Genomic DNA, 15,954 nt, shown 5'->3' with positions numbered 1-15,954 from the left:
GCAGCGCAGGGGCTGTTCTACTCACTGAACTCGGTCACGGAGAGCGTCTCGTCCAGCCGGCCGGCTGCCAGGTGGTCGTGGCGGATCACGAAGCTGCCGTAGTAGAAACCATCGGGCAGGGGAAACCGGGCGAGCGACACCCATTCGCTCGTCAGCCGGTGCTTCTCCTTCTCCACCTGGGAATACCACTGCGCCACCGGGACGACGATCTGACCGGCCTTCTCCCGCCCGGCTAGGGCCTGCTCCGCGATGCTCCTGATCACCTCGTCGTCGGCATACCCACCGATATCGGCGCTGGCAAGCCCCTCGACGGGCGGCCAGAGGTCGTCGGCCAGCGCGCGGAGCTCCTCCAGATGCGGCAGGTCACGCTTCAGGTCATGGGCCAGCTGCTGCTGGAAGGGCGACAGGTCGTCCTCGTCCTCATCGTCGTGCGTGGCGATCCATGGGGGCAGCTCCGCGCTCAGCGTGGCGAAGACGTCGTACTGCTCGCCGACGAAGTTGGGGATGCTGGGTTCTTCCGCCACCTCGGTAGCGGCGTCGGCCGGCACGTACACCACTCGCGCGTATTTCCGGTCCCCGGCGCCACCGGCCAGGTGGTCCTCCTCGTGGGCCAGGAAGAAGAGCAGCGACCCATCGGCCGGCAGGCCGAAGCCGTCGACTCTCGGCAGGGCCGCACAGTCGACGGAGAAGACGAACGGCAGCGGGCTGGCTCCGGCGGTCGGCCAGTCGGTGCCCACCGGCAGTCGGGGCAAGCCACCGAACTGCCCGACCGGGGCAGCACCGGAACCCCCGACCAACCGGATCGCGAGGCGCAGGTGTTCGGCGAACCTGCCGATCTCGTCGTCCGGAATGCCCAGCTCTATCGCGGCACGGCGGAGCTGCCCTTGATGATCCATGGCCCAGCATGATGCCACGCGGATACGACGAGAGGACGCCAGGCGACCGGGTGGCTCGATGGTCAGAGCCCCTGCCCCACCTCGACCAGGTAGCCGTCCGGGTCGCGCAGGTAGCAGCGGATCTCCGTTCCGTGGTCCTTCGGCTCGGTGAGGAAGTCCGCGCCCCGGGACTTCCACTCCTCGTAGAGCTTCCGAATGTCCCGGACCCGGACGTTCATCGCGCAGCTCAGGGTGTTGGAGTCGGCCGGTGCCTTGGCCTGCACCGTCGGCTTGTCGTCCGTCGGACCGCCCTCGACGTTGATGATGATGTAGCTGTTGAAGAACTTCATGATCAGCGGGCTGCTCTCGTGGACGCAGGTCGCCCCGAACACCCGCTCGTAGTACTCCCGGGACCGCGCCAGGTCGCGAACGATCAGCAATGTCGCGAGGAACATGCCGTCCTCGGGCTCGAAGTAGTCGGGTGCCGGGTTGGCCAACTCCATGCCGTCCTCCTGTCGTCGCCCGTCCAGCGCGAGAAGTCGGGCGGCGTATCCCCCGCAGATGTTTGCGAAAACGCCACTGCGGCTGGTGATGTCCCGACCGACCCAACAGGTGCCGACCCGGCAGGGGGATGGCATATCGCTCTGGTGAGGGAGGCCGTGCGCCAGTGGCGGTGCGATGGTCAGGCCATGACCGGCGGCCGCCAGTGGACAAGCGCATCGTGGGCGTCGGTGGTGACGGCAGTGACCGAGCACACGGGTTGGGGTGACGATGACGAAGCTTGGTGTCCGGGTGGCCCGGATGTTCGACGGCGAACGGCTCGTGGACGGTGGGGTGCTGGTCCTGCTCGACGAGGGGCGCATCGCCGCGGTGCACCGAGGCAACGCCGAGGCGCCGGACGGCTGGCCGGTACGCGAGGAACCGAACGGCACGCTGCTGCCCGGCTTGGTCGACGCGCACGTGCACCTGTGCGCCGACGCCGGGCCCGACGCGCTGGGCCAGCTCGCCGATCGTCCCGAATCGGACCTCGAAGCGGTCGTCGAGGCGTCGCTACGTACGCACCTGACGGCCGGCGTCACGACGGTCCGGGACCTGGGCGACCGGCGTGACGCGGTGCTGCGGTGGCGGGATCGGCGGGTGCGGGACGACCTTCCGACGGTGGTGGGGTCGGGCGCACCGCTCACCAGCGTCGGCGGGCACTGCTGGTCGTTGGGGGGTGAGGCGAGCGGTGTCGACGGGGTTCGCGAGGCCGTACGTCTCCGGGCGGCGGCCGGTGCCGATCTGGTGAAGGTCATGGCCAGCGGCGGGGTGTTCACCCCGGGCACCGACACCACGAGGCCGCAGTTCACCGACGAGGAACTGGCCGCCGCACTGACACAGGCCCACAAGCTGGGTCTGCCGGTGACCGCGCACGCGCACGCGCTCAGCGCGGTCGAGCAGGCGCTGCGCGTCGGCGTGGACGGCATCGAGCACTGCACCTGCGTGACCGCGGCCGGCGCCCGTGTTCCCGCTGAGCTCGCGGACCGACTGGCCGCGTCCGGGGTGGCGGTCTGTGCCACGCTCGGCACCGACCCGGCCGTGGTCACGCCGCCGGAGGTGGTGGAGATGGCGGCGCGGGCCGGGCTCAGCGAGGCCACGCTGCGCGACGCCGTTGCCACACTGCACCGGGCCGGGGTCCGCCTGGTGGCCGGTTCGGACGCGGGTCTCGGCCCCGCGAAGCCGCACGGGATCCTGCCCGAGACGCTCGTCGAGTACGTGGTCTGCGGCATGCCCGCCACCGCCGCCCTCGCCGCGGCGACCTCAATCGGCGCCGAGGTGTGTGGCCTGGGTCGACGCAAGGGCCGCGTCCACCCCGGGTTCGACGCCGATCTGTTGATCGTGGACGGCGATCCGACGAGCGACATCACTGTGCTGCGCCGCCCGCTCGCTGTGTACCTCGCCGGTCACCTCGTGAGATGAGGGTGTCGCCGGGTCAGGACGAGCGGAGCTGCTGGCGGAACCAGGCCCGGTCGGGGTTCACGACGGCCTGATCGCCGAGCACGACGGTGGGCACCGTCTCGTTGCCGCCGGCTACCGCCCGGACGGCGGCGGCAGCGGCCGGGTCACGCCAGATGTCCACCCAGTGCGCCCGCCGGGCGAGCCGGCCGAGGGAGAACCGGAGCCGGAGGCAGTAGTGACAGCCGGGACGCCAGTACACGATGGGCCGGCCGTCGACCGCGCTGGCCCGCTGCGCCTCGGCGGCGCCCAACGAGCGGGGGAAGGCCCACGGTGACAGCAGCAGCGCCAACGCCAGGAGGACCAACAACTCGACGCCGCCGACGACGGGCAGACCATCGGCCACTTGGGTCACCGCCACCACCACGCCGAACGCCGCCATCAGGATCGCCAGAGCCCACCGTCGCAGCACGCCGATGACCCTACCTCCAGGTACGTGATGGTCGCCGTTCCGGCCAGGTGGGCGGCCACAACACCTTGACAGGTATCGATGTTAACGCCAACATGAACTCCGCCACCTGATCGCAACGCCACAGTCACATTCCCAGCCCTTCGCGCCTCTCCCCCGGTCCTGCCCGACGTCGCCGCGCGGCGACGACCGGATCGGCTACGGGATCGCCGCAGTCGTACCGGTGCTGGTCAATGACCGTTCCCAAGCTCGCGGAGGACAGATGCCGCTGCCATTCCCTCGAACCGACCCGAACAGCCGTCGGGCCGTCCACCGGGGGCCCGCCGGCCACGGCATCCCTCGGCGTCTGCGGTCGATGCTGGCCGCGGTGCTGGCGGTCTTGGCCGTGTCGGCCGGCCTGACCGTGGCCGCGCCGGCACAGGCCGCACCCGCCGTCACCTACACGAACCCGTTGGTCAACCAGCGGGCCGACCCGCACATCTTCCGGCACACCGACGGCTACTACTACCTGACCGCGACGGTGCCGCAGTACGACCGCATCGTCCTGCGCCGGGCGACCACCCTGCAAGGGTTGGCGACGGCGGCGGAGACGACGATCTGGAGCCGCCACACCAGCGGAGAGATGGGCGCCCACATCTGGGCGCCGGAGATTCACTTCATAAACAACCGGTGGTACGTCTACTTCGCCGCGGGCCGCACCGACGACGTGTGGCGGATCCGGATGTACGTGTTGGAGAACGCCAACGCGAATCCGCTGGCCGGTTCGTGGACCGAACGCGGCCGGATCACCACACCCTGGGACACCTTCAGCCTGGACGCCTCGACCTTCGTCGCAAACGGGGTGCGCTATCTGACCTGGGCACAGCAGGAGCCGTCGATCGGAAACAACTCCAACGTCTACCTCGCCCGGATGGGTGCCAATCCGTGGCAGATCACCGGTACCGTGACCCGACTCGTCGTGCCGACGTACGACTGGGAGACCCGCGGCTACCGGGTTGCCGAGGGACCGGCGGTGATCCAACGAAACGGCCGAATCTTCCTGACCTACTCGGCCAGCGCCACGGACGCCAACTACTGCCTCGGGATGCTGAGCGCCTCCGCCAGCGCGAACCTGCTCGACGCCGCCTCCTGGAGCAAGAGCCCCAACCCGGTGTTCGCCAGCAACGCGGCCACCGGCCAGTACGGCCCCGGCCACAACTCGTTCTCCGTCTCCGAGGACGGGCAGAGCGACATCCTCGTCTACCACGACCGGAACTACCGCGACATCACCGGCGATCCGCTCAACGACCCGAACCGACGCACCCGGCTACAGAAGGTGTACTGGAACGCCGACGGCACCCCGAACTTCGGCATCCCGGTCCCCGACGGTGCCACACCGGTGCGGCTGCGGTCACATGACCAGGCCAGCAGCTACATCCGGCACTACGACTACCGAGCCCGGATCGAGCCGAACGTCACCAACCTGGCCGACACCCAGTTCCGCATCGTCACCGGCCTCGCCGGCGGCGGTTCGGTGTCGCTGGAATCGACCAATTTCCCCGGTTACTACCTACGCCACCGGGGCTACGCCCTGTACGTGGAGAAGAACGACGGCTCGGCGCTGTTCGGCGGCGACGCGAGCTTCCGTCGCCAGGCCGGCCTCGCCGACAGCGCCGGGATCTCCCTCGAGTCGCAGAACTTCCCGGGCCGCCACGTGCGCCACCGCGACGGACTGCTCTACATCGAGGCGGTCAGTTCGAGCGCCGAACGCGCCTCGGCCACCTTCCACCTGGACTAGGCGCCCGCTGTCGTCGACACCCGTCCAGGTACGCCCGGAGCCCATTCCAGCCAGGAGGAGCGATGCCATTCATCAGCACGAGAAGACCGTCCGGCGGTCTGTCGATCCGTCGCGGCCGGCGTACGGGCCTGGTGCTCGCCATGATCACCACGCTGGTCGCCGCGGCCGGTGCCGCTCTGGTCGGCGCACCGCCGGCTGCGGCGGCGAGTATCGACACCAACGCCTACTACGTCCTGGTCAACCGGAACAGCGGCAAGGTCCTCGACGTCCGGGACACCTCGACGGCAGACGGCGCGGTGATCCAGCAGTGGTCCCGTAACGACGGCGCGTGGCAACAGTTCCAGTTCGTCTCCTCCGGCAGCGGCTACTACCGCCTCAAGGCCCGACACAGCGGCAAGGTCGTCGACCTCTGGGAGTGGAACACCGCCGACGGCGCCGAGTACCGCCAGTGGCCCGATGCCAACGGCACCAACCAGCAGTTCCAGGTCCTCGACTCCGACAGTGGTAACGTCCGACTGATCAACCGCCACTCGGCCAAGGCACTCGAGGTCTGGGAGCGGTCCACCGCCGACGGCGGCCGGATCAGTCAGTACGCCGACCTCAACGGCCCGAACCAGCAGTGGCAGCTGGTCGCGGTAGGTGGCGGCACGCCACCGACCACCGGCTGTGGCAGCGGGTCGACCAACGCCGAGGCCGTACTGAGCGGGAGCACCTGGACGGCCCGCAATGGCTCGTCGACTGTCTACTCGGGCGCGGACATGCTGTCGGCGATGCAGGCGGCGGTCAACTCGCTGTCGGCGGGTCGTACGTCGAAGCAGCGGGTGGTGGTTCGCGGTTCCGGCTCGATGAGCGCGGGCTCGCGGTTGTCGCTGCCGTCGTACACGACCCTGGCCGTGTGCGGCACGATCAACGTGACCGGGTCGGGCTCGGGAGACCAGGCGCCGGTCTACTCGCGGGGAACCACTGACGTCGAGGTGCAGAACCTCACGCTGACCGGTTCGCCGCTGTACGGGATCTTCATGCGCAACGTGAACAACCTGACTCTCGGGCAGATCGACATGCGGCTTTCCGCCGGTCTGGGCGTACGCATCGACAACCACGGTGGAGATCGGGCGGTGAAGGTCCGCAACGTCCGCATCGACAACGTGTACGTGTCGGGGACCGGCACTCACGGGGTGGAGACGTACGGCGTGGACGGTCTGACGATCGGCACTGTCACGGCCCGGAACACACGGGACTCCGGCCTGCTCCTCAACGACACGATCAACGCCACGGTGGGCACCGTCGACGCGCAGGGCGCCGGGGCCGGAACCGGGTACGCGGCGTTCCGGATGGCCAACCGCAACGGCCGGGTGGGCAACTCGTACCCGACAAACATCCGGGTCGGAACCGTGCTCGCGTCCGGCGGTGGCCGGGGGATCTTCTGCGTGTCCGAGTCCGGCGGCGCGGTCATCGACCGGGTGACGATCTCGAACACGGGGAACAACTCGATCCTGGTGGAGAACTGCTACAACGTCGTCATCGCCGGGGTGTCCGGGACGGTGACGGGCGGCGGCGAGGTGCGGATCGCGGCCCGGAGCGAGTTCCCGATCTCCTCTGGCATCCGGTTCCAGAATCTGACAGTCAGCGGAACCAACATCACCCAGAGCCCCTGCGGTGGGGCGAACAACACGATCAGCAACGTCACCCGGGTGAATTCGACCCTTACATGGTGCTGAGAGGCACTCGGCAGAGCGACTCACGAAAGTTGCGAACGAGGGCTATCGTCGCCAGATGCCGAGCTCCCGCATCGCCGTGACCGCCCTGGTCGCACTCACGGTCGTCGACGTCACCCACACCCTCGTCGCTCTTGGGGCATACGAGCGCCGCGTCGGCGGGGTGACCCATGACGGGTCCGGCATAGTGGAGATCCTCGACAGCATCGTGTCGCTTCGTGAGTTGTCCACAGCGACATTCTGTCTGCTGATCCTCACGCTGCTCACCGCCTCGGCCAGCGTCGCCAACTGGTTCATCCGGACCGGGCGCGCGCGACCAGCGGGCGCACCGACCGCGCCAAGGACGAGGTGGTGGGTTAGCGCGCTCATCGCCGTGCCCCTCAACCTGATCGCAGCCGAGCGGTACCTTTCGGCCACCGCGAACGGCGGCGAATACATGCACGCCGTCCTGGCGGAGACCACCCTGCTACTGGTCGCCGCGGCTGCGGCGCTGGTGGCCACCACGACCGCCGGTATCCAGTTCATCCGGCGTCAGGTCGGGGTTTCGCCGGCTGGCGCTTGCGGGTAGCGATGGCCCATGAACCGCAATCTCGTCAAGGCTCTACAGGTCGCGTGGGAGCTGCCGGAGTTCCGTGCCGGGGTGCGACACGTCGTCGATCTCGAGGAGATCGCGGGGCTGCTGGCGACGCTGTCCGTTCCGGACCATGACCACGAGGTGGAGCGCAGCCTGCTGAGCCTGCTGCGGTCCGCCTTGGACACCGTCGAGATTCGGGAAGCGGTGTTGCTGCTTCTGGAGCGGGACGAGGTGCGCAGGCCGCTCGTCGCGGCGGCGGTGGAGCCGTTGGCGGACCGGCCGGGTCAGGCTGCCGCCATCGCGTCGGCGGCCGAGGATCCTGTGGTGCGGCGTGAGGTACGGGCGGTGTTGGCCAGCGCCAAGGTGCGCGAGCTGATCTGGCAGGCGATCGAGAACCAGCTGAGCGACAACCGCTTCGGCCTGATCCGCCGGGCTGCGGTGCTGTTCGTGTGGCACCCGCGCGTCCGGCGTCTCGCGTGGGCGGTGCGCCGGCACGGCGTGTTGCGGGAACTACGCCGCAAGTAATGATCCACGCCTACCGATGCCAGAGGCGTAACAAGTCTGTTAGCGTTAACAGTTATGACGATCAATCAGAGCCGGATCGATCGTCACGAGCACGGTCAACCCCGTGACAGCGCAGCAGACCGGTGCCGACCGGGCCGACGGGACCGAGCGGGCGCGTACCACCACCACCCAGGAGGACAAGACATGACGCACGATCAGAATGAGCAGGTGAGCGGCGAACGGAAACTGCTGACCCGGCGCACCGTCCTGACGACGATGGGGGCCGTACCGGTCGCAGCGGTCGCGACGGTCGTGGGGGCCACCGAAGCCGTTGCCGCGCCGGCCAGCATCAACCCGTCGGCAACCCGGCAGACGATCCGCGGCTTCGGCGCCATGGCCCACGCGGCCTGGATCGGCGACCTGACGGCCGCCCAGCGGGACACGGCGTTCGGCACCGGCGAGGGTCGGCTGGGGTTCTCCCTGCTGAGGATCCCCGTCAACGAGACCCAGGCGGACTGGAGCCGCGATCTGGCGACCGCGCAGCGCGCTGTCGCACTCGGAGCCACAGTCTTCGCATCGCCGTGGAACCCGCCAGCCAGCATGATCGAGACCTTCACTCGCGGCAACCAGACCAACGCGAGACGGCTCCGATACAGCTCGTACGGCGCCTACGCCACGCACCTGAACGACTTCACCACCCACATGCGCAACAACGGCGTCAACCTGTACGGCATATCAGTGCAGAACGAGCCGGACTACGCGGCCGAATGGACGTGGTGGACGTCCTCGGAGATGCTCCGGTTCCTGCGGGAGAACGCCGGCTCGATCAGCACCAGGGTCATCGCTCCGGAGTCCTTCCAGTACGTGAAGTCCGTGTCGGACCCGATCCTCAACGACTCCGCGGCGCTCGCCAACGTGGACATCATCGGTGCGCACCTCTACGGCACGTCGTACGCGAACTTCCCCTACCCCCTCTTCAAGCAGAAGGGCGCGGGCAAGGAACTCTGGATGACAGAGGTCTACTACCCCAACAGCAACACCAATTCGGGTGACGCCTGGCCCGAGGCGCTCGACGTGGGGGAACACGTCCACCGCGCCATGGTGGACGCCGAGTTCCAGGCGTACGTCTGGTGGTATCTCCGGCGCAGCTACGGCCCCATGCGGGAGGACGGCCAGATCAGCAAGCGCGGCGCCATGATGGCGCACTTCGCCAGGTTCGTCCGCCCCGGGTACGTACGGATCGACGCGACGGCGAACCCCGCCTCGAACGTCTACGTCTCGGCGTACCGGGGCGGCGACACAGTCGTCATCGTCGCCATCAACAAGAACACCTCGTCGGTGAGCCAACAGTTCACACTGTCCAACGCCACCGCCTCCGGCAGTGTCTCGAACTGGCTGACCGACGGCAGCAGGACCGTCGCGCCCCAGGGCGCGCTCAGCATGTCGAACGGCTCGCTCACCGTCACGCTTCCCGCCCGAAGCGTGATGACCTTCGTGACCAGCGTGAGCGCCACCAGCCCCGGGGACACCTACAAGCTGGTCAACGTCGACACCGGCCTGGTTCTCGGCGTACAGAACATGTCCACCGCCGATGGCGGTCTGGCCGTGGTCTGGGGTGACAGCGGCACCGCCGACCACAACTGGGTAAGGGTCACCGACGGCAACGCGTTCCGGTTCCGCAACGTCAACAGCGGCAAGGTCCTCGGCGTCGAGAACATGTCGACCGCCGACAACGCCCGCGTCATGCAGTGGAGCGACAACGGCACCGCCGACCATCGCTGGACCCTGTTGGCCAACAGCGACGGGTCCTACCGGATCCGCAACGTCAACAGCGGCAAGGTGCTCGCCATCCTCAACGGGTCCAGCACCTGGGGCACCCAGGCCGTCCAGTACGCCGACAACGGCAGCACCAGGAACAACTGGCGCCTGACCCCTGTCAGCTGAACGTCCCCGGCTCCGGGTCGACCTCGCAGGGCCGACCCGGAGCCGAACTTCCGCCTCGCCGGCCAGCAGATCACCGACGGCGGCGGGCCATCCACTGCCAGATATGGGTGCCGTTGAGGCTCGGGTCGTTGCGGGCCACGTAGATCCAGGACCAGTGACCGGGGAACTGGTAGCCGTTCCAGACGACGCGGTCGTACAGGCTGATCAGTGATCCCGGGATGAGGTCGTGGGCGTGGACCGTGTTCGTCTCCGGTGGCACTGTGTCGTCGTCGCGCGAGGTGACCAGCCAGGTCGGGGTCCGAATGCTCGCCAACTCCGCGTCGGTGATCAGCGGCGGGCCCTCCCCGCTGAGCGGCTCGACGACACCGCAGATCGGCACCGAGGCGGCGAACAGGTCGGGGTACGTCGAGGTCATCTCCAGGGACATGTAGCCGCCGTTGCTGCAACCGACCACGTAGATCCGGTCCGGGTCGACACGCTTGCGGCGGACGAGGTCCGCAACGATCTCGCGGATCAGCGGGGCGAACCGGGGGCCGTCCTCCATCCAGTAGGAGGTGCTCTGCGGGGCGACGACGTACGCGCCGGAGAAGATCCGCTGGGCCTGCGGGGTGGCGAAGCCGAGCGCTCCCCGGTTGGCACGCAACGTGGTCTCGTTGTCGTAGTAGTCGTCAGGCAGCGAGGCGCCCTCGCCGCCACCGTGCAACCAGACGATCAGCGGTCGCCGGCCGTGCCGGGGCGAGTGGTCGGGCGAGTACAGCCGGTACTTCATACCCGACCCCGAGACGTGGTAGCTGAAGGCGTCCACCTCCGGGTTCGACAGCCCTGCCTGCACGAAGCGGCTGATGATCACCGGCGAGCCGCGACGCCGGACCACCGGGGTGTTCTGGGTGATGGTGTAGACGAGGTCCAGCCGGACGTTGCGGCCCCTGCTCAGGATGTAGCCGAGGGTCCCACCGCCGGGTTGACCCTCGGCGTGGCTCAACTCCAGCACGATGTTGCCGTGCCGGTCGAGTCGGGCGGCGGTCACCGTGCGGTCCAGGTCGTACTCGCTGAAGATCTGATCGCCGGGAGCGATCGGGATCGGACTGGTGGCCTTGGCGTGGACGCTGAACGTGGCGGGGGTCAGCCCCGCCGGGTCGATCGACCCGAGCCGGCGGGTGTCGAGGGTGACCGAGGTGACCTGCTCACCGCCGTCGAGCGTTCTCGCGTCGAGAGTGAAGCTCACGCTGGTGGAATGGCGCCCATCGGCGTGGGCGGCGGCGCCGGGCAGGGCCAGGCCGATGGCGGCACCGGCCCCACCGGTCAGGACGGTGCGGCGAGTGACAGACGTGGACATGCGGGCCCCCGGTACCTTGCGATGTAGAAGCTCATCGATGGCACCTCAACGTAACGCCACGGAGATCCGCTGGCAACCGGTGCCGGCACGAGTGATCAGGGCGCCCCGCGCCCTCGGAGCTACGCGGAAGACGCCCTGACCAGTCACGGGAGGAAGGCCGCCCGCACAGTCAGCTCAGGCGCTGGAACACGGAGAACGGGTAGACCCAGGCGGGGTTGAAGATGAGGCCCAGCCGGTGCAGATACCGCTGGCAGGCGCTCGGCTGCGCCGGATCGGGGCAGAACGTCACCCACAGCTCGGAGTAGCCGTCCTTCTCGGTCGGGCTGTAGCTGACGACCTGGTCCCGCACGACGAACTGCATCGAGGTCAGTCGGGGGTCCTGCACGTCGTTGGGGAAGGAGAGGGACGTGTCCAGGCCGTACAGCACGATCTCGTTGGAGAACAGGCAGACGCTCGCCTGGAAGTACAGCTCGTAGATGGTGGTGTAGGCGGCAGTCTCGTAGACCTCCTCGGAGACCTCCTCGCGGTAGCACGGGGTGCCCGGCGGGAACGCGGGCGGCGTGGGCACCGGAATCGCGTTGGTCGTGATGTCACCGGCGGTGCGGGCCGAGCCGCTCGACGGCGTCGCGCGCAGGCCGCCGTCGGAACAGGTGCTGACGGCGTGCATCCTGAGCGACCCACCACCCACGCGGAGGCGATGGCGTGGTTGACCGCGGAACACCCGGTCCTGCTCGCCGCGCTCCGGCAGGCCGCCAGCGCCGGGTTCGACGCGCACACCTGGCGGCTGGGGCGGGCCCTCGACACGTTCCTCGACCGACAGGGGCACTGGCACGACCGCGTCGAGACCTGCCGGGCGGCCCTGCTCGCCGCCCAGCGCCTCGATGACCCGGTCGCACAGGCGGTCGCGCATCGCTTCCTCGCCGGCGGCCACACCGTGGTCAGCCAATACGCCGACGCGCTGGACCACCTCGAACAGGCCCTCGACCTGTACGTCCGCGCCGGAGACACCGAGGGCGAGGCGCGTACGCACCACAACCTCGCCTCGTTGTGAGACCGGCAGGGCGAGCCCCGGAAGGCCCTCGAGCACTCGAAGCGGACCCTTGTGCTGGCCGAGGCCGCCGGCCACCGCAGGGCCCAGGCCGACGCACTCAACGCGGTCGGCTGGTGCCTTGCCCAGCTCGGCGAGCACCTGGGGGCGTTGGCGTACTGCGAGCGGGCACTCGAACTCCTGCAGCAGCTCGACGACCGCGCCGGCGAGGCCGCCACCTGGGACAGCCTCGGCTTCGCACACCATCACCTCGGCCGGTACGGCCGGGCCGTGCAGTGCTACGAGCGCACGCTCGAGCTGACGCGCGACCTCGGGGACCTCTGGGGCGAGGCGGACACTCTCAGCCGGCTCGGTGACACCCGCCACGCCCTCGCGACCCCGTTTCCGGCCGGGCCGACTGGCAGCGGGCACTGGACATCTTCACGGCCCTCGACCATCCGGACGCCGCCGCCGTCCGCGCCAAGCTCCAGCTCACGTAATCGAGCCCATCGCCCAGAGACCGGCCACCCGGGTCGTACTTTGGGACGATCTGGAGTCGCACCACCGTTCGTACGATGAATCCATGCATCCTCGCCTGCACGCGGTGTCGACCGAGCCGCGTGTCTCCCCCACTCCGGCGCGGACGTGGCGCGACTGGGCGATGATCGCCGCTCTCGCGCCGGCGATCGTGGTGGAAGGAATCTTCCGACCCGATCTGCCCTGGCGGGTGGGCTGCGTCGTGGTCGCGCTCGCGCTGCTGCCCACGCTGCTGTGGCGGCGTACCGCACCGCTCGCGATGGTGGTGATCGCCTTCGGCTGCACGACGGTCGCCCCGTTCGTGCTACCCGGCGATCCCTGCCAGCTGTTCACTGCGAGCTTCCTGGTCCTCCTGGTCTACGCGCTGTTCCGCTGGGGCTCCGGCCGGGAAGCCGTGCTCGGTTCGTTCTTCGTGGTGGCCAAGGTGACAGCCGCCGGGCTGGTCGGCTCGGTCGACGGCGGTGAACTGGTCGCCGGCTTCGCGGTGATGTTCGCCGCCGCCACGCTGGGTGTCGCCATCCGCTTCCGCGCCGCCACCCGGCTGCGCGAGCTCGATCGGGTGAAGCTGTTGGAGCGTGAACGGCTCGCCCGCGACCTGCACGACACGGTTGCCCACCACGTGTCGGCGATGGCGATCCGCGCTCAGGCCGGCATCGCCGCGTCGACGACCGAGCCGGATGCCGCCGTCGAGGCGCTGCGCACCATCGAGGCCGAGGCGTCCCGCGCGCTTGCCGAGATGCGCGCGATGGTCCGCGTCCTGCGCCGCAACGAGCCCGCCGATCTGGCGCCCAACCCGCAGGTAGCCGACATCGGGCGGCTCGCCGGCCAGTTTCGCACCGGTCCGGCCGTCGACGTGGAGCTGCGCGGCGACCTCGACGACCTTCCGCCCACTGTCGGCTCCGCGCTCTACCGCCTGGCCCAGGAGTCGGTCACCAATGCCCGTCGCCACGCGCGCCACGCCACCCGGATCGAGGTCAGCGTCGCGGCCGATGACACGTCAGTGCGTTTGCGGGTCAGCGACGATGGTGAGGCCGGCGCCGCCCGTCCGACCGGCTCGCCCGGTTTCGGCCTGGTGGGCATGATGGAGCGCGCCGACCTGCTCGGAGGCACCTGCGAGGCCGGCCCCGATCCCGACAGTGGATGGACCGTCACGGCCGTGCTTCCGCGCGAGGGGGTCGGCGCGTGACGGTTCGCGTGCTCGTGGCGGACGACCAGGAGATCGTCCGTACCGGCCTCACGATCATCCTGAACACGCAGCCCGGCATCGAGGTCGTCGGTGGGGCGGGCGACGGCCGCCAGGCGGTCGAGCTCGCCCGGCGGCTCCGCCCCGACGTGTGTCTGTTCGACATCCGGATGCCGGGCTTGGACGGCATCGAGGCCACCCGGGCGCTCGCCGGGCCAACGGTCCCGGAGCCGCTCGCGGTGGTCGTCATCACGACCTTCGACCTCGACGAGTACGTGTACGCGGCGCTGCGGGCCGGCGCCCGCGGCTTCCTGCTCAAGGAGGCCGGCCCTGACCTGCTCAGCCAGGCCGTGCACGCCGCCGCCAACGGGGACGCGCTGATCGCGCCGAGCGTCACCACGCGGCTGCTGAAGGCGTTCGCCGACGCGGATCCGGCCGCACCGCGCGCGCAGCCCATCGAGGCACTCACCGACCGGGAGGAGCAGGTCCTGGTCGCCGTCGCGCGGGGACGCACCAACCAGGAGATCGCCGACGAGCTCTACATCACGTTGAGCACTGTCAAGTCGCACGTCACCAGCCTGATGACCAAGCTGGGGGTGCGTAACCGGGTCGAGGTGGCGATGTGGGCGTACGAGACCAACCGCCGTCGACGGCACTGGTGACCGGCGGAAGTACGACGACCGTCTCCGACAATGGGCCAACCCGATCGCGGCCCTTGTGCCGATGAGCGGGGGCGGGTGCGGCGTCCACCATCGGTGGCATGACGATGCGCGAGTGGCGGCTACCGGCCGCGTTGATCCTGCTGGGCCTGATACCGATGCTCGCCGGCGCCGGACGCCTCACCGAGCTGGGCAGCGGACCGGAGGTCACCGCGGCCAACGCGCGCTTCGTCGCCGATCCGCTGCCGGTGGTGCTGCACATCGTCGGCGCGGTGGTCTACACGATCCTCGGCGCGTTCCAGTTCGTGCCCCGTCTGCGCCGTCATTCTTGGCACCGCCGTGCCGGCCGCGCGCTCGTCCCCTGCGGGCTGACGGTCGCCTTCGCCGGCCTGTGGATGGCCGTCGCGTACGACCTACCGGCCCATGACAACGACGTGCTCGCCGGCATGCGACTCGTCTTCGGCTCGGCCATGGCCGGCGCGATCCTGCTCGGTCTCGCCGCCGTGCTCCGCCGGGACATCGCCCAACACCGCAGATGGATGGCGCGCGGCTACGCGATCGGCCTCGGCGCCGGCACCCAGGCGTTCACCCACGCGCCGTACCTCATCGCGACCGGTGAACAGCCCAACGGGAACCTCCGGGCCGGCCTGGTGGTCGCCGGCTGGTTGATCAACCTTGCGGTGGCCGAGTGGTACCTGCGACGTCCGGCTCCGGTCGTCACCGCGGCGGCCCTGCGCCGAGCTGAGCCCGAGCGGCAGAAAGGCTGAGGGGCTGCGGTCCCCCTGTCGCACCTGACGGTGTGGCTGCCGTGCCGGCGGTACGGCAGCCACACCCTGGCGTCACCTGTTCTGCTTCTCCTGGCACGGCACGCAGAAGCGAGCGTGCGGGAGAATTTCGAGCCGCTCGGCCGGGATGCTCTGGCCGCACCTGTGGCAGGCACCGTAGGTGCCGTCGCTGATCCGGTTCAGCGCACCGGTGATCTGCTCGATGTTCTGACGGGTGGCCAGCAGTAGCGCGGCCTGGTTGTGGGCCTCGCCGGGGTCGCCGGTGTCCGCGTTGAGCTCGGTCAGTTCCCGCAGCCGAGCCGTCTGGGTGGCGAAGTCGTCCGCCAGGGACGCTCGCAGGTCAGCCAGCCAACTCTGGTCGAGAGTAGGACGATGATCGACGCTCATGATCTGCCTTTCAAGGGGAATGGTCGGGAAAAACAAAAAGGGCCGAAGCTTGGATAGCTTCGCCCTGGCGGTCGTTCTGGATATGCAACGACTCCGCAGGTGGGCCTCGGCCGGGTCGCGTCGGGCTCAACATTGTGTGCGTGGGCACGGTGTGCGTGGGCACGGTGTGCGGCGCGCGGACAACCGGCACCCGCATGTCGGCCTTGGGACGGGTCGCCGTCGGCACGCGCACAGCACCGCCCGCCGC

General features: G+C 69.4%; 16 protein-coding genes and 2 pseudogenes. 12 read left to right on the top strand and 6 right to left on the bottom strand.

All coding sequences use genetic code 11. From position 1 onward, the window contains the following. Positions 1-17: 17 nt before the first annotated feature. Together AB0C20_RS22120 and AB0C20_RS22115 are read right to left on the bottom strand one after the other, a co-directional pair. The gene (locus tag AB0C20_RS22120) at positions 18-896 is read right to left on the bottom strand and encodes a DUF1963 domain-containing protein (RefSeq protein WP_357568639.1); all 879 of its coding nucleotides are present in this window, start codon (positions 894-896) and stop codon (positions 18-20) included. 62 nt (positions 897-958) lie between these two features. Continuing rightward, positions 959-1,378, bottom strand: coding sequence for a VOC family protein (locus AB0C20_RS22115; protein ID WP_357177345.1), 420 nt, complete (start codon positions 1,376-1,378; stop codon positions 959-961). A gap of 268 nt (positions 1,379-1,646) precedes the next feature. On the opposite strand from AB0C20_RS22115, the gene AB0C20_RS22110 reads away from it, so the two are divergent. After that, positions 1,647-2,834, top strand: coding sequence for an amidohydrolase family protein (locus AB0C20_RS22110; protein WP_357568638.1), 1,188 nt, complete (start codon positions 1,647-1,649; stop codon positions 2,832-2,834). A 13-nt stretch (positions 2,835-2,847) separates the two neighbouring features. On the opposite strand, the gene AB0C20_RS22105 is transcribed toward AB0C20_RS22110, so the two are convergent. Then, positions 2,848-3,282, bottom strand: a complete 435-nt coding sequence (locus AB0C20_RS22105; protein ID WP_357177350.1) for a glutaredoxin domain-containing protein — start codon at positions 3,280-3,282, stop codon at positions 2,848-2,850. A 259-nt stretch (positions 3,283-3,541) separates the two neighbouring features. On the opposite strand from AB0C20_RS22105, the gene AB0C20_RS22100 reads away from it, so the two are divergent. The 6 genes and pseudogenes from AB0C20_RS22100 to AB0C20_RS22075 form a co-directional block, all read left to right on the top strand. Continuing rightward, entirely contained in the window at positions 3,542-5,056 is a 1,515-nt protein-coding gene (locus AB0C20_RS22100) for a family 43 glycosylhydrolase (RefSeq protein WP_357568637.1), read from the top strand. Between the two features lie 140 nt (positions 5,057-5,196). Next, entirely contained in the window at positions 5,197-6,774 is a 1,578-nt protein-coding gene (locus AB0C20_RS22095; RefSeq protein WP_357568642.1) for an RICIN domain-containing protein, read from the top strand. Between the two features lie 55 nt (positions 6,775-6,829). After that, on the top strand, positions 6,830-7,339 hold the full coding sequence (locus AB0C20_RS22090; RefSeq protein ID WP_357177356.1) for a hypothetical protein: 510 nt from the start codon (positions 6,830-6,832) through the stop codon (positions 7,337-7,339). Between the two features lie 9 nt (positions 7,340-7,348). Beyond that, on the top strand, positions 7,349-7,870 hold the full coding sequence (locus AB0C20_RS22085; RefSeq protein WP_266301965.1) for a hypothetical protein: 522 nt from the start codon (positions 7,349-7,351) through the stop codon (positions 7,868-7,870). Between the two features lie 54 nt (positions 7,871-7,924). Next, a pseudogene (locus AB0C20_RS22080) lies at positions 7,925-9,331 on the top strand (cellulose-binding protein); the annotation flags it as partial. Between the two features lie 33 nt (positions 9,332-9,364). After that, positions 9,365-9,793: pseudogene (locus AB0C20_RS22075) on the top strand (RICIN domain-containing protein); the annotation flags it as partial. 70 nt (positions 9,794-9,863) lie between these two features. Here AB0C20_RS22075 and AB0C20_RS22070 read toward each other — a convergent pair. Further along, complete coding sequence (locus tag AB0C20_RS22070; RefSeq protein WP_357177359.1) at positions 9,864-11,129, bottom strand: PHB depolymerase family esterase; 1,266 nt, start codon at positions 11,127-11,129, stop codon at positions 9,864-9,866. 169 nt (positions 11,130-11,298) lie between these two features. Beyond that, the gene (locus tag AB0C20_RS22065) at positions 11,299-11,796 is read right to left on the bottom strand and encodes a hypothetical protein (protein ID WP_357568636.1); all 498 of its coding nucleotides are present in this window, start codon (positions 11,794-11,796) and stop codon (positions 11,299-11,301) included. On the opposite strand from AB0C20_RS22065, the gene AB0C20_RS22060 reads away from it, so the two are divergent. The 5 genes from AB0C20_RS22060 to AB0C20_RS22040 all read left to right on the top strand — a co-directional run bounded on the left by AB0C20_RS22060 (position 11,791) and on the right by AB0C20_RS22040 (position 15,302). Then, entirely contained in the window at positions 11,791-12,180 is a 390-nt protein-coding gene (locus AB0C20_RS22060) for a hypothetical protein (RefSeq protein ID WP_357177363.1), read from the top strand. The two genes, AB0C20_RS22065 and AB0C20_RS22060, sit on opposite strands and share 6 nt — an antisense overlap. A 51-nt stretch (positions 12,181-12,231) precedes the next feature. After that, entirely contained in the window at positions 12,232-12,735 is a 504-nt protein-coding gene (locus AB0C20_RS22055; protein ID WP_357568635.1) for a tetratricopeptide repeat protein, read from the top strand. A 4-nt stretch (positions 12,736-12,739) separates the two neighbouring features. Further along, a complete protein-coding gene (locus AB0C20_RS22050) occupies positions 12,740-13,879 on the top strand; it encodes a sensor histidine kinase (RefSeq protein ID WP_357568634.1) in 1,140 nt (379 codons plus the stop codon). Then, a complete protein-coding gene (locus AB0C20_RS22045) occupies positions 13,876-14,538 on the top strand; it encodes a response regulator transcription factor (RefSeq protein WP_357177368.1) in 663 nt (220 codons plus the stop codon). Before AB0C20_RS22050 ends, AB0C20_RS22045 begins: the two co-directional genes overlap by 4 nt. Positions 14,539-14,636: 98 nt before the next feature. Further along, on the top strand, positions 14,637-15,302 hold the full coding sequence (locus tag AB0C20_RS22040) for a DUF2306 domain-containing protein (RefSeq protein WP_357568633.1): 666 nt from the start codon (positions 14,637-14,639) through the stop codon (positions 15,300-15,302). Positions 15,303-15,374: 72 nt separating this feature from the next. On the opposite strand, the gene AB0C20_RS22035 is transcribed toward AB0C20_RS22040, so the two are convergent. Then, positions 15,375-15,707, bottom strand: coding sequence for a TraR/DksA C4-type zinc finger protein (locus AB0C20_RS22035; RefSeq protein ID WP_266301961.1), 333 nt, complete (start codon positions 15,705-15,707; stop codon positions 15,375-15,377). Positions 15,708-15,954 lie beyond the last annotated feature (247 nt).

Origin of the sequence: Micromonospora sp. NPDC048843 (genome assembly GCF_040649965.1) — a bacterium.
GTDB lineage: Bacteria > Actinomycetota > Actinomycetes > Mycobacteriales > Micromonosporaceae > Micromonospora > Micromonospora hortensis.
Note: the sequence above shows the minus strand (reverse complement) of the source record. Positions and strands in the feature narration are given on the sequence as shown.

Coding starts and splice junctions, on each gene's coding strand:
- AB0C20_RS22065 (WP_357568636.1), bottom strand. CDS start 11,796: ATGCACGCCGTCAGCACCTGTTCCGACGGCGGCCTGCGCGCGACGCCG.
- AB0C20_RS22040 (WP_357568633.1), top strand. CDS start 14,637: ATGACGATGCGCGAGTGGCGGCTACCGGCCGCGTTGATCCTGCTGGGC.
- AB0C20_RS22120 (WP_357568639.1), bottom strand. CDS start 896: ATGGATCATCAAGGGCAGCTCCGCCGTGCCGCGATAGAGCTGGGCATT.
- AB0C20_RS22110 (WP_357568638.1), top strand. CDS start 1,647: ATGACGAAGCTTGGTGTCCGGGTGGCCCGGATGTTCGACGGCGAACGG.
- AB0C20_RS22035 (WP_266301961.1), bottom strand. CDS start 15,707: ATGAGCGTCGATCATCGTCCTACTCTCGACCAGAGTTGGCTGGCTGAC.
- AB0C20_RS22115 (WP_357177345.1), bottom strand. CDS start 1,378: ATGGAGTTGGCCAACCCGGCACCCGACTACTTCGAGCCCGAGGACGGC.
- AB0C20_RS22100 (WP_357568637.1), top strand. CDS start 3,542: ATGCCGCTGCCATTCCCTCGAACCGACCCGAACAGCCGTCGGGCCGTC.
- AB0C20_RS22070 (WP_357177359.1), bottom strand. CDS start 11,129: ATGTCCACGTCTGTCACTCGCCGCACCGTCCTGACCGGTGGGGCCGGT.
- AB0C20_RS22050 (WP_357568634.1), top strand. CDS start 12,740: ATGCATCCTCGCCTGCACGCGGTGTCGACCGAGCCGCGTGTCTCCCCC.
- AB0C20_RS22085 (WP_266301965.1), top strand. CDS start 7,349: ATGAACCGCAATCTCGTCAAGGCTCTACAGGTCGCGTGGGAGCTGCCG.
- AB0C20_RS22090 (WP_357177356.1), top strand. CDS start 6,830: ATGCCGAGCTCCCGCATCGCCGTGACCGCCCTGGTCGCACTCACGGTC.
- AB0C20_RS22095 (WP_357568642.1), top strand. CDS start 5,197: ATGATCACCACGCTGGTCGCCGCGGCCGGTGCCGCTCTGGTCGGCGCA.